Below are 14,066 nucleotides of genomic sequence, written 5' to 3'. Positions count from 1 at the left end.
GATCTACGATGACAGACAGATTTTCGACATACAGCCAGTTCCAGCTCAGCCGCCGCCAGATGCTGGCGGGCATGACGGCGCTGGCCGGCGCCGCCGCGGTCGGCGGCCTACCCGGCATGGCGGGCGCGCAGGACGTGGCGTCCGTGAAGATTTACGGCGTCCCGACGGCCGCCCTGAAGGACTGGACCCCGATGGAGAAATCCATCGGCGTGCGCGCCGAGCTCAGCGGCTCCAGCAATGACGTCGGCGTCTTCATGCGCGACGTCATGGGCGCGAACATGGGCGACAGCGTCGACATGTTCGTCTTCGAATCCGGCACGGAGGACATTCTCGGGCCGCAGGGCTTCTACGCCCCGCTCGACGAGGCCAATCCCGAACTGACGCTATGGGAGCGCACGTCCGACGACTGGAAGCGCTCGCCCGTCGTGCAGGACCGCGAGGGCAAGCAATGGGGCGTGCCCGTTATCGGCAATGCCGACAGCTTCGGCTACTTCCCGGAAAAGCTCGGCATGGCGCCCGACAGCGAGGACGAGCTCTCCTGGTCGCTGATGTTCGACGACGAGAAGACCCGCGGCCGCGTCGCCTACGGCAATGCCTATACCTATTCGATGGGCGTGGCCGCGCTCTATCTCCAGTCGAAGGGCGTGGCGACCTTCGCCGACATCGCGGACCTCAAGCCGGAGGAAGCCAAGGTCGTGGCGGACTTCCTGATCGAGCGCAAGAAGGCCGGTCAGTTCCGCACGCTCTACGGCGCCTTCGAGGAGCAGATCCAGCTTCTCACCAACAAGGAAGTGGACGTCATCAACTGCTGGGAGCCGGCGGTGCGGGAAGCCAATCTCAAGCTGGGGCCGGACGCCACGCGCTATGCCTACACCAAGGAAGGCTACTTCAAGTGGGGCCACGGCGCCTACATCGCCGCGCAGGCCGCGGACCGCGACAATCTCACCGCGATCTACAAGGTGCTGAACTACTTCCTCGGCGGCGAATACCGCGCGCTTCAGGCGCGTGACCGCGGCTATGCCGGCCCCAACATGGATCTCGGCGTCGAATATGCCGAGAAGAACGGCTGGAGCGCGGACGAAATCGCCGCGCTGAAGGCGACGGAAGCCAAGGTGAACAAGAAGTTCTCCAAGCCGTATGTCTCGACCACCACGCCGGACAATGCCGGCGCGATGGAAGAGGAATGGCAGCGCTTCCTCAACGCCTGAGCGAAGACAGGCTCCGGGCCCGCACCGACATGGGCCCGGAGCCGTCAACGATCCGGAACTTCTTTGGATGAGTGAGATGCAACAGTTTGCAGGCGCCTCGGAAACGACGACGGCCGGCCGCCAAGGCTTCCTGCGCGCGTTCGCCGGAAGGCTCGCCGACATGAACCTGGCCGTGACGGCCATCCTCGTGACCTGGTTCGTCCTGGTCATCGTGCCGATCGTCGTGCTTTTCGCGTTCAGCTTCTTTTCCACCGTGCAGTTCCGCACGGTCTACGAGCCGACGCTCGACACCTGGATCGGACTGTTCTCCTCCGGCCGCTGGGAGGTGACGCTGCGCACCCTGCGCATCGCCCTGACGGTGACGGTGATCGAACTGCTGATGGCGTTTCCCTTCGCGCTGTGGCTCGCCAAGGGCTGCCGCTCCGCCACGGGCCGGGCCGTCTGCCTCGCCATGCTGACGATCCCCTTCTTCCTCGACATGTCCTCGCGCACCATCGTCTGGCGCGCCATCCTCGGCCAGTCAGGGCTGATCAACACCATGCTGCTCGGCGCGGGCATCGTCGATACGCCGGTGGAATGGCTGCTCTATTCGGAAGTCGCCGTGCATTTCGGCATGATCGTCAGCCTCTTCCCGCCGATGGTGATGCCGATCTACCTCGCGATCAACCTGATCGACGATACCCTGCTCGAAGCCAGCAACGACCTCGGCGCATCGCCCTGGCAGACGCTGACCCGCGTCATCATCCCGCTTTCGCTGCCGGGCATCATGGCCGGCGTGGTGTTCTGCCTCGGTCCCGCGCTCGCCGCATGGGTCGAGCCGGGCATGCTGGGCGGCGGCTTCGTCAACCTCATATCCAATTCGATCGAGAGCGCCTATTCGGCCCTGCGCTATCCCGTCGTCGCGGCCCTGTCGGCCTTCGTGATCCTGCTGCTGCTCCTGCTGCTGGCGGCCATGTACCTGATCGCGCGCCGCTTCGGTGATCCGTCCTCCTCCGTAAGCGTCCTGAAGGGGTGAGACCATGACAAGCCAACACCCCCTGAAGCTGCGCCCGATCGCCTCGAAGCTCGAGCCCAGCTATGCGCCGATCTGGAAGCGCCTCGGCAAATGGAGCGGGTTCGCCATGCTGGCGCTCATCTATTTCCCGCTGCTGTGGCTGATCCTGCTGTCGATCAGCCAGAACCCGCTCGGCGGCATTCCCGGCGCGTTCTCGCTGGAGCATTATCGCGCGCTCTTTTCCAGCAGCGCCTGGCACAAGCCCATGCTGGCAAGCCTCGGCATCGGCGTTGCCGTCGGGCTGATCTGCGCCATCGCCGCGACGATCATCGGCCGGGCCCTGCCGACGCTGAACAGCCCCGGCCGCGTGCTCTTCATGTTCGTCATCCCGCTCTTCGTGCCGGGCATGTCGATGGGGGCGGCCCTGTTCATCTTCGCAAGGGCCGTCCTCAACCTGAAGCTCGGCTTCTGGTCGGTCGCGCTCGGCCATTTCGTCTGGGCGTTTCCCTTCGCGCTGCTGATCGTGCTGGTGGTGACGATCCGCTTCGATCACCGGCTGGTCGAGGCCGGCAAGGATCTCGGCGCCAGCAACTGGCGCGTCTTCTGGGACATCGAGTTCCCGATCCTGATGCCCGGCATCGTCAGCGCGGCGCTGTTCGGCTTCCTGATGTCGTTCAACGAGGTCATGCGGTCGATCTTCCTGCGCGGAACCGCCGAGACCATGCCGGTCTGGAGCTGGGTCCAGGCGGCGGCCCAGCAGAGCCAGGTGCCGATCATCTTCTCGCTGGCCTCGCTGGTGCTGCTCATCACCCTGCCGCTGCTGTGCGGCGTGTTCTGGCTGCTCTTTGCGCGGGTGGGCCGGTCATGGGCATGATGGCGCGGTGCAAGGCCGCCGACGGCTCAGTCCGCCGGCGTGCGCAGGAGGCGCGGCAGCAATGCCTTGGCGGCCAGCTTCAGGTCGTCGGCCATCGCCTCGCGCGCCGCGACGGCGTCCCGGTGCTTCATCGCCGCCAGGATGTTGCGGTGCTCGTCATTGGCATGCTCGCGGTAATGGTCGGCGTCGAACAGGCCGTTGAAGACCGGGCCGACCTTCAGCCAGAGCCCCTGGATGACGAGAAGAAGCTCGGGATTGCCCGACTTCTCGTAGATGCTGAAATGGAACTCCCGGTTCAGCTTCAGGTAGGCGCGGGCATCGAAGGTCAGCGTGGTCTCGGCGATCCGGCCGATCAGCGCTTCCATCCGGACGAAATCCTCGTCGGTGAAGAGGGGCGTCGCCAGCTCGGCGGCCATGCCCTCCAGCGCCACGCGCATCGGCAGGAGATGGTTGAAGCGCTCGACCGTCATCTGCGGAACGACGATCTGGCGGTTGGGCAACTGGACGAGCAGCCGCTCGGCGACCAGCCGCTGCAACGCCTCGCGGATCGGCGTTGCGGAAATCCCGAAACTGTCGGCAAGGTTGCGGATGACCATGGGCTGCATCGGCGCGAAGGTCCCGTCGGACATGCCCTTGAGGATTTCGCCGTAAGCCCTGTCACTCAGCGGTTCCCGCTCGATTTTGGTCATTTTGCCCATTCCCCCGGCAGTTGCGGCGCATGTTGCTCGTCTTTTCGTCAATACACGAGCGCGCATCGTCTGGCGACAAGATATATCATATATCTAAACAGGTTTGTTCGCCGCCCAGCGGTCCCGCGGGCATCATTTTCGCTCTGGCAGAGGCGTCTTCATGCTGCATGAAACTCTACGTTTTTTCCCCGGCGGCGACCGTGCCGTCGAGGTGGAACTCGGCGACGGGATGGACTTCACGCTGAATTTCACCGTCCACCGGCTCGTGGCCGCGATCCGCGAGGCGGCGATCCCGGCCATCGAGGACATCATCCCCGAGCTGGCATCGCTCCAGATCAACTACGACCCCGACAGGATGTCCTACGAGGATCTCGTGCGGGAGATCGCGGCGATCTACGAGCGCATCGGAACGGGCATTTCCGGCACGCTGCCGAGCCGGCTGGTGACCATGCCGGTCTCCTATTTCGAGGCGGAGACGACGGCATGCATCGAGGACTATCGCAGGACCTATCCCGAAAAGCGCGCCGATCCCGACCTCCTGTGCGCGCTGAACGGGCTTGAGGACAGGGCCGCGCTCGCCCGGCGGCATTCCGCAACGGAGTACTGGGTCGCCGCCCTCGGCTTCTGGCCGGGCCTCTGCTCGCTTCTGCCGCTGCACCCCGGCTCGCGCATCACCGCTCCCAAGTACAACCCGCCGCGGACCTGGACCCCGAAGGGCGCGGTCGGCATCGGCGGCGCGCTCTCCTGCATCTACCCGGACCGCACGCCCGGCGGCTACCAGTTGATCGGCAGGTGCCCCGCGCCGATCTACGACGGCGCGCAGCGCCTGCCGGCCTTCCGCGACAGCCTCGCATTGCTGCGGGCCGGCGACAGGGTGCGCTTCCGGCCCGTCAGCGCCGAGGAATGCGCCTGGATCGACGCCGAGGTCGCCGCGGGCCGCTACGAGCACGACATCGTCGAATACCAGGTCTTCTCGGTCGACCGCTATCTCGACTGGGCGAGGGCCCATGGAGAAAAGGCATGAGCACGCATTCCATCACCGTCCTGAAACCCGGCCTTGAGACCACGGTTCAGGAACTGCCGGGCCGGATCGGTTACCTGGAACAGGGGTTCCCCGTCTCCGGTCCTTTCGACAAGTGGTCGTTCCGGCAGGCGAACCTGCTGGCCGGGAACCCGCGCGATGCCGCGGCGCTCGAATGCCAGTTCCTCGGCCCCGCGCTGCGCTTCGAGTGCGACGCCGTGGTCGCGGTCACCGGCGCGGACATGCGCCCGAAGCTGGACGGCCAGCCGGTGCCGATGTGGCAAAGCGTGCAGGTCGCCGCCGGACAGGTCCTGGAACTTGCCGCCGCCTATACCGGCGCGCGCGGCTACATCGCCGTCTCCGGCGGCATCGACACGCCCGTCGTGCTCGGCTCGCGCGCCGTGTTCCACATGGCGCGGGTCGGCGGCCAGGCGCTGGCGAAGGACCAGATCCTTCCGCTCGGCGCGCAGCCCGCCGGTCCCCGTGATCTCCTTGCGGTCCCCGAAGCCGTCCGCCCGCCGTTCCCCACCGACAGGACATGGCAGATCGAGGCGCTCGCCGGTCCGAACGACGACTGGCTGGACGACGCCTCGGTGGAGATGTTCTTCTCCGCCGACTGGTCGGTCCAGGCCAAGAGCAACCGCACGGGGATTCGCCTCACCGGGCCCGAATTCGGCTTTGCCGGGCGGGCGCTGTCGAAGGGCAGCGACCACGGCCAGGATCCCTCCAACATCATCGACCACGGCTATCCTCTGGGCGCCGTGAACCTGGCGGGCCAGACGCCCATCATCCTCGTCAACGATGCCCCGAGCACCGGCGGCTTCATCAATCCCTTTACCGTGGCCAGCGCTGCGTTCTGGAAACTCGCGCAGGCCAAGCCCGGCGACATCCTCCGTTTCCGCCGGGTCGACCGCGAGGAAGCGGCCCGCCTTCGCGCCGCGCTCGAAACGGTGACAAGTGCAGGAGTGACCGTTCGTGTCTGAAAGTCTGAATACCGTATCCACGAGCGATCCCGTTCACGGCGCGCTCGGCGGAACGCTGAACAGCCCGCCGCCGGCCATCGACGAGGCGACGGCGGTCCGGCTGATGAAAACCCATTTCGGCATAACGGGCGTGGCGGAGACCATCGCCTGCGAGCGCGATGCCAATTTCCACATCGTCGCCGATGACGGCCGCGGCTTCACCCTGAAGGTGTCGAACCCGGCGGAGCCCGAAATCAACACCAATTTCCAGACCGAGGCCCTGCTCTGGCTGCAGGCGCGCGATCCCGGCCTGCCGGTGCCCAAGGTCGTGCGCACGCTCGACGGCAGGAGCGAGTTCCCGCTCGTGCTGGAGGACGGACGGTCCAGCGTCATCCGCGTCCTCACCTGGCTTGAGGGCGTTCCCGTCGTCCGGGTCGGCGTGACCCCGGCGCTGCGGCGCGACATGGCCCGCTCGCTGGCGCGGCTCGGCGCCGCCTTCGAGGGGTTCGACCATCCCGCTTCGGGCCATGAGATCCTCTGGGACGTCAAGAATGCCGCGACCCTGCGGCCCTTGATCGAGGCCTTGAAGGAGCCGGACCTGCGCGGCCAGCTCACGGCGGAGCTCGACCGTTTCGAGCGCGCCGTCCTTCCCGTCCTTCCGACGCTGCGCCAGCGCGTGGTGCACAACGACCTCAACCTGCACAATGTGGTGCTGGATCCGGCCGATCCCGACCGGATCACCGGGATCCTCGATTTCGGCGACATGGTGAAGACGCCGCTGATCATCGACCTGGCGGTGGCCGCCTCCTACCACACGCAACTGCCGCAGGAGAATCTGGCGGCCGTCTGCGACATGGTGCGCGCCTATCATGCCGTGCTGCCGCTGGAGCGGCGCGAGGTGGAGGTGCTGCGCGATCTCGTCGTGGCGCGGCTGATGACGACCGTCGCCATCACCGAGGGACGCGCCGCGCGCTACCCGCAGAACGCGGCCTACATCCTGCGCAACAACGGTCCCGCCCGCGAGGGACTGCGTCTTTTTGCAACTCTTCCCCGAGATCAGGTCACGGCGGCGCTCATGGCCGCGTGCAACATGGAGTGAGCTATGAATACCCAGGAATCGATGGTCAATGCCTTTATAGAAGGCGCTGCGGAGCTCGACGAGGCGACGGCCTCCATGATTGCGGAACGCAAGGCGCTGCTTGGGCCCGCCTACCGGCTGATGTACGAGCGCCCGCTGCACTTCGTGCGCGGGGAGGGCGTGTGGCTCTATGATCCCGAGGGCAACGCCTATCTGGATGCCTATAACAACGTCACCTCGATCGGCCATTGCCATCCGAAGGTGGTCGAGGCGATCCGCGAGCAGGTCGGCGTGCTCGCCACGAATACCCGCTACCTGCACGGCGGGGTGCTGAGCTACGCAAGGCGCCTGCTGGCCACCATGCCGTCCGAGGTCGAGCATCTCATGTTCACCTGCACGGGCTCGGACGCCAACGACCTCGCGGTACGGATCGCCCAGGCGCATACCGGCGGCAAGGGCATCGTCGTGACGGAGACGGCCTATCACGGCATCACCCAGGCGGTGTCGGAATTCTCTCCGTCGCTGGGCGAGAACGTCAATCTCGGCGTGCATGTGCGCACCGTGCCGGCGCCCGATTCCTACCGCTCCGGCAATGTGGCCGAAGAGTTCACCGCCGCCGTCGAGGCCGCCATCGCTGATCTGCAGCGCCACGGCATCAAGCCGGCGCTCTTCATCTGCGACGGCCTGTTCGCGAGCGACGGCGTCTTCGACGGGCCGGCGGGCTTCCTCAAGGGCGCGGTCGATGCGATCCGCGCGGCGGGCGGCGTCTACATCGCCGACGAGGTGCAGTCCGGCTTCGGCCGCACGGGCGAGGCCATGTGGGGCTTCCAGCGCCACGGCGTCGTTCCCGATCTCGTGACCATGGGCAAGCCGATGGGCAACGGCTTTCCGGTGGCGGGCGTTGCCGCGCGCGCCGAGCTGCTCGCCGAGTTCGGCAAGAAGGCACGCTATTTCAACACCTTCGGCGGAAATGCCGTCGCCGTTGCCGCCGCATCGGCCGTCCTCGACGTCATCGAGGAGGAGAACCTCCTGGAAAACGCCCGCACGATCGGCCTTCACCTCAGGCAAGGCTTCGAGGCGCTCGCCCGCACGCATCCATGCATCGGCGACCTCAGGGGCGCGGGGCTTTTCCTCGGCGTCGAGATCGTTTCCGACCGGGCTCGCAAGACGCCGGACGGCGCCACCGCAACCCGCATCATCAATGGCCTGCGTGACGAGAACGTCCTCATCTCGGGCTGCGCCAAGGCGGCGAACGTCCTGAAGATCCGCCCGCCGCTCGTGTTCTCGCGCGAGAACGCGGACGAACTGATCGCCAAGCTCGGCCGCGTGCTGCAACGCCTGTCCTGAACCAAGCAAGCCTTCCGGAGATATCCATGACCATCAAGACTATCGAAGCGATCCTGCCGGGCGTCATCTACCTGTCCTCTTCGCCCGATGCCCCGCCTTTCAAGAACGCCGGCGACAAGGTCGCCGCGGGCGAGACCGTGGCGCTGGTCGAAGTGATGAAGTCCTTCCTGCCGGTCGAGGCGGATGCCGAGGGCACGTTCCTCGGCTACTCCGTCGAGAGCGGCAGCAATGTCGAGCCGGGCGAGGCCGTCTGCCGGATCGAGAGCGCGCAATGAGCGCCCCGATCCGCAAGCTGCTCGTCGCCAACCGCGGCGAGATCGCGGTGCGCATCATCCGGGCCGCAAAGGAACTCGGCATCGCGACCGTCCAGGTCGTCAGCGAGGCCGACCGCGACATGCTGGCGGCGCGGATGGCCGACGAGACGATCGAGATCGGACCGGCGGCAGCCGCGAAGTCCTATCTGAATGTCGACAATGTGCTCGATGCGCTGCGCCGCAGCGGCGCGGACGCCCTGCATCCGGGCTACGGGTTCCTTTCGGAGAATGCCGGGTTCGCGCGGGCGGTCACGGATATGGGCCGCATCTTCGTCGGGCCGGATGCCGATACGATCGAGCGCATGGGCGACAAGGTGAATGCCCGTCGGGCCGCCATCGAGGCGGGCGTGCCCGTCGTGCCCGGCAGCGAGGGGCGTCTCGACGATGCCGGGGACGCGCTGAAGCTGGCCGGCGAGATGGGCTATCCCGTCATGGTCAAGGCCGCGGCCGGCGGCGGCGGGCGCGGCATCCGCGTCGTGCGCAGCGCCGGGGAGCTTGCGGCTGCAGTGCCGCAGGCGATCGCCGAGGCCAGGGCGTCCTTCGGCGACGGCGGGCTCTACATGGAAGCCTTCATCGAGAATGCGCGCCATATCGAGGTGCAGGTGCTCGGCGATGGCAAATCCGTCGTGCATCTCTTCGAGCGCGAATGCTCCCTGCAGCGCAGGCGCCAGAAGGTCTGGGAGGAGGCGCCCGCCGCCGCGCTCCCGCCGGAGATGCGCGAGGCGCTTTGCGCATCGGCGGTGCGGCTGGCAAGCGCGGTCGGCTATCGCGGCGCGGGCACGATGGAGTATCTCTACGATCCCGCCCGCAAGGCGTTCTATTTCATCGAGATGAACACCCGCATCCAGGTCGAGCATCCCGTGACCGAGATGATCACCGGCGTCGATCTCGTCCGCGAGATGCTGACGATCGCCGGCGGGGCGGCCCTGTCGATGACGCAGGACGACATCCGCTGCGACGGCCACGCGATCGAGGTCAGGATCAATGCCGAGGACCCGGCGCGCAATTTCCTGCCCAGTCCGGGTCCGGTCGACCGGTTCAAGGTGCCGCACGGAGACGGCATCCGCTTCGATACGGGTTTCGACGCCGGCAGCCGGGTGCCGCCCTATTACGATTCCCTTGTCGGAAAGCTGATCGTCAGGGGCGCCTCCCGCGCCGAGGCCATCGCGCGCCTGGCGGCGGCCCTGAAGGAGACCGAGATCGGCCCCATCGCCACGACTCTCGCCCTGCATCGGGCGCTGGCGGAGGCACCGGACGTCCTTTCGGGCGAGGTCTCGACGCAATGGCTGGAGACGTGGCTGGCGGAAAGCCCGCCCGGCCTCTAGAGCAATTCCAGCAAAAGTGCGCAGCGGTTTTGCGTCCGGAATTGCGTAGAAACAAAAGGATAGAGCGTTTTCGCGATTCGAAGAAAAGCGGAATTGCTCTAGCGCTTCAGCGATGTCCCGGCTCCGTGACCTTTCGCCTGCGGAGCCGGCACCCGCTCAGGCCGGTCCGCGAGAGCAGGCCGTGGCCGGCAGCAGAAGGGCGCCGAGCGCCCCGTGGCTTTCCACCGCGGTCCTCGCGCCGGCCTCGCAAAGCAGGCGGCGCTGGGCGTCGCGGTGGCCTTCGAGATGGCTGCCGCCGAGAAAGCCGATGCACGCCATGCCGGCGGCTCCTGCCGCCTCTGCGCCCGCCACGGCGTCCTCCACCACCACGCTTTCGCCTGGGGCATATCCCATTTCGGCCGCCGCATGGAGGAAGAGGTCCGGCGCCGGCTTGCCGCGCGGCACGGCTTCCGCGCTGAAGGCCGCGCCGGCGAACCGGTCCGTAAGGCCGAGGCAGTCGAGCGCGAAACCGATCCGCTGCGGACTGCCGCCCGACGCGATGCAGCAGGCGATGCCTTGCCGCTCCAGATCGTCCAGCAGCCCGGCGATGCCGTCCATGGCGGCAAGCTCGGAACGATAACGCCGGTAGAGGCGCGCGTGCCAGACATCCGGGAAATCGGGCACGCACGGCGCGCCCGTCCGCTCGGCGATATAGTCCATGTGGCGGGCGGTGGACACGCCGAGGAAGAGGGCGCGGGCTTCCTCGTAGGAGACCGCCGCGCCGCGTTCCGTCATCTCCGCCGCCAGCTCCTCCAGCGCGATGGCCTCGCTGTCGGCGATCACCCCGTCGAAGTCGAAGATGACCAGGCGGATGGTCTCCGGAATCCGCGCCGTCATCGCGTCACTCGCCATAGGGCAGCCAGATCGTCTTCACCTGCGTCGCGCGGCGCAGGTATTCCTGGCCCTGGCCGAAGCGCGGATCGCGCCAGTCGCGCAGGCGCCCCTGGTCCGCCCAGACCGGCTTGAGGTTGCCGGCGGATGCCGTTTCCACCATGCGCGAGCCATCCTCGCCGCCGCAATACCAGAGGGCCGACACGTCGTCGTGCTCGGCGAGCGTCCTGGCCAGAACGTCGCGCTCGCCCGTCAGGAGATTGACGACGCCGGCGGGAATGTCCGACGTCTCGAACACCTGGTAGAGGCGGGCGGCGACGAGGGGATGGGCCTGCGAGGCGACCGCCACCACCCGGTTGCCCATGGCGATCGCCGGCAGCACCAGCGACAGCAGGGCCAGAAGCGGCGCCTCGTCGGGCGCCACGATCCCGATCGTGCCGTAGGGCTCGTTGACGGTCATCGTCACATGCTGCGACTTCGTCGCCGTCACCGCGCCGTCGAACTTGTCGGCCTGGGCGGCATACCAGAAGCAGCGGCGGATCGCGGCGTCGACCTCCTCCTCGGGCTTCGCCACGGCGCCCGTCGCGGCGAGAGCGGCGGTGAATTCATCCCGGCGCTGGCCGAGGTTCTCGGCGAGGAAATAGAGCACCTGCGCGCGGTTGTGCGCGGTCACGCCGCCCCAGCCCTTCGCGCCGTTCGCCGCCTCGACGGCGTTGCGCACGTCCTTGCGGTTGGCAAGGCCGGCCTGGCCGATGCCGGCGCCGCCCTTGCCGCGCACGGTGTAGCTCTGCCCGCCGTCCGGCCGGACCTGCTTGCCGCCGATATAGAGCTTCGCCGTGATGTCGATTGCGGCGCGGTCGGCCTTGCCGGCGGCGGGGGCGACGTCGACCGGCGCGGCGGTGGCCGCGCGGGGCTTGCCCTGCCGTTCCCAGCCGGTGGAAAGATATTCCAGCATGCCCGCCCGGCCGCCCTCGCGCCCGTATCCGCTCTCGCGATACCCGCCGAAGGGGGCGGCCGCATCGAACATGTTGGTGGCGTTGATCCACACCACGCCCGCCTTGACGCGCGCGGCAAGGTCGATCGCGCGGTTGACGTTCTCCGACCAGACCGAGGCGGCAAGGCCGTAGCGCGTGTCGTTGGCGAGCGTCACCGCCTCGTCGGGCGTGCGGAAGGTCGCCGTGGTGGCGACGGGGCCGAAGATCTCGACCTGCGAAACGATGTTCGCCGGCTGGCTCTCCGTGAAGAAGCCCGGCGTGCAGAAGGCGCCGCGCTCGGGCAGCGTCACCGGCGCGAGGTTGAGTTTGGCGCCTTCGGCCTCGCCCGCCTCCAACAGGGACTGGATGCGGGCGAGCTGCTTCATCGAGACAACGGCGCCCATGTCCATCGTCTTGTCGAGCGGGTCGCCGACGCGCAGCCGCGCCATGCGGGCCTTCAGCTTGTCGAAGAAGCGCGGCGCGATCCCTTCCTGCACGAGAAGGCGCGAACCGGCGCAGCACACCTCGCCCTGGTTGAACCAGATGGCGTCCACCACGCCTTCGACGGCCGCGTCGAGATCGGCGTCCTCCAGCACGATGAAGGGCGACTTGCCGCCGAGTTCGAGGCTCAGCTTCTTGCCGGAGCCGGCGATCTGCCGGCGGATGGTGCGGCCGACCTCCGTCGAGCCGGTGAAGGCGACCTTGTCGACATCGGGGTGGCCGGCGATCGCCGCCCCGGTCTCGCCGTCGCCCTGCACGATGTTGACCACGCCCGGCGGCAGCCCTATCTCGTCGAGCAGTTCGGCAAAGGCGAAGGCGGTCATCGGCGTGAGATCGGCCGGCTTCAGGACGACCGTGTTGCCGGCCGCAAGCGCCGGAGCCACCTTCCAGGCGAGCATCAGCAGCGGAAAGTTCCAGGGAATGATCTGGCCGCACACGCCGACCGGACGGTGCTGGGGGAACTCGTCCGCGACGAGCTCGGCCCAGCCGGCATGATGATAGAAGTGGCGGGCGACGAGCGGGATGTCGATGTCGCGCGTCTCGCGGATCGTCTTGCCGTTGTCCATGGTCTCCAGCACGCAGAAGAAGCGCTCGCGCTTCTGGATGTGCCGCGCGATCGCATAGAGATATTTCGCCCGCTCGTGGCCGGAAAGCGCCGACCACCGGGGAAATGCCGCGCGCGCCGCGGCGACCGCGGCGTCGACGTCGGCCGCCGTGCCCTTGGCGAGGCGGCCGATGATCTCTTCCGTCGCCGGGTTGACGACGTCGAGAAGCTCGCCGTCCGCCGGCGTGAACTTGCCGTCGATATAATGGCCGATGCCGGTGGCGCGGGCGGAGAGCCAAGCCTTGACCTCTGCATTGCTTTCGGGGGCGGGGCCGTATTCCATGGTCTGCATGATGTCCTTGATGGAAGGCATGGTCTAACCTCAGGCCAGCGCGTGGCGGTTGGCGGCCGAGTAGCGGCCCGTAACGTGGTGTTCGAGCTGGCGTTCGATGTCGCCGAGCATGGAGGAGGCGCCGATGCGGAAGAGATCGGGCATCATGAAGCGCGTGCCGAGCTCCTCCTTCATGAGGATCAGCCAGTTCATCGCGTCCTTGGCGGTTTTCAGCCCGCCGGCCGGCTTGAAGCCGACCATCTGGCCGGTGCGGCCGTTGTAGTCGCGCAGCGCCCGCACCATGGTCAGCGAGACCGGCAGCGTCGCGTTGACGTCCTCCTTGCCGGTCGAGGTCTTGATGAAGTCCGAGCCGGCCTGCATGGCGACCATGGAGGCCTTGTAGACGTTGGAAAGCGTCTTGAGGTCGCCGGTCGCCAGGATCGCCTTCATATGCGCCTCGCCGCAGGCCTCGCGCATCTGCCGGATCTCGTCGTAGAGCGCCGCCCAGTCTCCCCGCAGTACATGCTCGCGGGTGATGACGATGTCGATTTCCTTCGCGCCCTGCTCGACGGCATAGCGGATCTCGGCCAGCCGCAGCGGCAGCGGCATCAGGCCGGCAGGAAAGCCCGTGGCGACCGAGGCCACCGGGATGCCGCTGCCTTCGAGCGCCCTGACCGCATGCGCCACCATGGTCGGATAGACGCAGACGGCACCGACCGTCAGGCGCTCGATGCCGAGCGCTTCCAGGATGTCGGCGCGCACCGGCGCCCTTGCCTTCGCGCACAGGCGCTTGACGCGCCCCTCGGTGTCGTCGCCGGACAGCGTGGTGAGGTCGATGCAGGTGACCGCGCGCAGCAGCCAGGCCGCCTGCCAGTCCTTCTTGACGGAGCGCCGGGTGGGCAGGCTCGCGGCGCGGCGCTGCGCGGCCGACAGGTTGACCGTGTGGGTCTCGAACCAGTCGGGTGTCAGCGGCGTGCCCTGCGGGCGGGCGAAATGGTCTGTCATGGTGGGTTCCAGCGTTTTTCCTTGGGGTT

Annotated in this window: 13 protein-coding genes; 9 read left to right on the top strand and 4 right to left on the bottom strand. The window is 67.5% G+C overall.

The window, feature by feature from the left end; translation table 11 throughout:
• The first annotated feature begins 8 nt into the window (after positions 1–8).
• The 3 genes from L0976_RS22005 to L0976_RS21995 all read left to right on the top strand — a co-directional run bounded on the left by L0976_RS22005 (position 9) and on the right by L0976_RS21995 (position 3,076).
• On the top strand, positions 9–1,208 hold the full coding sequence (locus L0976_RS22005) for an extracellular solute-binding protein (protein ID WP_234189288.1): 1,200 nt from the start codon (positions 9–11) through the stop codon (positions 1,206–1,208).
• Between the two features lie 76 nt (positions 1,209–1,284).
• On the top strand, positions 1,285–2,223 hold the full coding sequence (locus L0976_RS22000) for an ABC transporter permease (protein WP_203318145.1): 939 nt from the start codon (positions 1,285–1,287) through the stop codon (positions 2,221–2,223).
• A 4-nt stretch (positions 2,224–2,227) separates the two neighbouring features.
• Complete coding sequence (locus L0976_RS21995; RefSeq protein ID WP_234189287.1) at positions 2,228–3,076, top strand: ABC transporter permease; 849 nt, start codon at positions 2,228–2,230, stop codon at positions 3,074–3,076.
• Between the two features lie 26 nt (positions 3,077–3,102).
• Here the strand turns inward: L0976_RS21995 and L0976_RS21990 are convergent, their stop codons facing one another.
• On the bottom strand, positions 3,103–3,765 hold the full coding sequence (locus tag L0976_RS21990) for a GntR family transcriptional regulator (protein WP_234189286.1): 663 nt from the start codon (positions 3,763–3,765) through the stop codon (positions 3,103–3,105).
• Positions 3,766–3,925: 160 nt separating this feature from the next.
• On the opposite strand from L0976_RS21990, the gene L0976_RS21985 reads away from it, so the two are divergent.
• The 6 genes from L0976_RS21985 to L0976_RS21960 are packed head-to-tail and all read left to right on the top strand — an operon-like array spanning position 3,926 to position 9,812.
• Positions 3,926–4,789 (top strand): allophanate hydrolase subunit 1, encoded by an 864-nt coding sequence (locus L0976_RS21985; protein ID WP_234189285.1) that lies wholly within the window; start codon positions 3,926–3,928, stop codon positions 4,787–4,789.
• Positions 4,786–5,769 carry a biotin-dependent carboxyltransferase family protein gene (locus tag L0976_RS21980; RefSeq protein ID WP_234189284.1) on the top strand — a complete coding sequence of 328 codons (984 nt, stop codon included), beginning with the start codon at positions 4,786–4,788 and terminating at the stop codon, positions 5,767–5,769. Before L0976_RS21985 ends, L0976_RS21980 begins: the two co-directional genes overlap by 4 nt.
• Entirely contained in the window at positions 5,762–6,847 is a 1,086-nt protein-coding gene (locus L0976_RS21975; RefSeq protein WP_234189283.1) for a phosphotransferase, read from the top strand. The genes L0976_RS21980 and L0976_RS21975 overlap by 8 nt, the downstream gene beginning before the upstream one ends.
• Positions 6,848–6,850: 3 nt before the next feature.
• Positions 6,851–8,173 carry an aspartate aminotransferase family protein gene (locus L0976_RS21970; RefSeq protein WP_234189282.1) on the top strand — a complete coding sequence of 441 codons (1,323 nt, stop codon included), beginning with the start codon at positions 6,851–6,853 and terminating at the stop codon, positions 8,171–8,173.
• A gap of 26 nt (positions 8,174–8,199) precedes the next feature.
• Positions 8,200–8,448 carry an acetyl-CoA carboxylase gene (locus L0976_RS21965; protein ID WP_234189281.1) on the top strand — a complete coding sequence of 83 codons (249 nt, stop codon included), beginning with the start codon at positions 8,200–8,202 and terminating at the stop codon, positions 8,446–8,448.
• Positions 8,445–9,812: an acetyl-CoA carboxylase biotin carboxylase subunit gene (locus tag L0976_RS21960; protein WP_234189280.1), complete on the top strand. Its 1,368-nt coding sequence runs from the start codon at positions 8,445–8,447 to the stop codon at positions 9,810–9,812. The genes L0976_RS21965 and L0976_RS21960 overlap by 4 nt, the downstream gene beginning before the upstream one ends.
• A gap of 156 nt (positions 9,813–9,968) precedes the next feature.
• On the opposite strand, the gene L0976_RS21955 is transcribed toward L0976_RS21960, so the two are convergent.
• Genes L0976_RS21955 through deoC form a run of 3 tightly spaced genes read right to left on the bottom strand, consistent with a single transcriptional unit; the run spans position 9,969 to position 14,037 of the window.
• Positions 9,969–10,688, bottom strand: coding sequence for an HAD family phosphatase (locus L0976_RS21955; protein ID WP_234189279.1), 720 nt, complete (start codon positions 10,686–10,688; stop codon positions 9,969–9,971).
• A gap of 4 nt (positions 10,689–10,692) precedes the next feature.
• Entirely contained in the window at positions 10,693–13,074 is a 2,382-nt protein-coding gene (locus L0976_RS21950) for an aldehyde dehydrogenase family protein (RefSeq protein WP_234189278.1), read from the bottom strand.
• Positions 13,075–13,083: 9 nt separating this feature from the next.
• Entirely contained in the window at positions 13,084–14,037 is a 954-nt protein-coding gene (deoC, locus tag L0976_RS21945; protein ID WP_203318154.1) for a deoxyribose-phosphate aldolase, read from the bottom strand.
• Between the last annotated feature and the right edge of the window lie 29 nt (positions 14,038–14,066).

Origin of the sequence: Shinella sp. NM-101, assembly GCF_021401195.1 — a bacterium.
GTDB lineage: Bacteria > Pseudomonadota > Alphaproteobacteria > Rhizobiales > Rhizobiaceae > Shinella.
The sequence above is the reverse complement of the archived record's forward strand: the minus strand, read 5'-3'. Positions and strand labels throughout refer to the sequence as shown.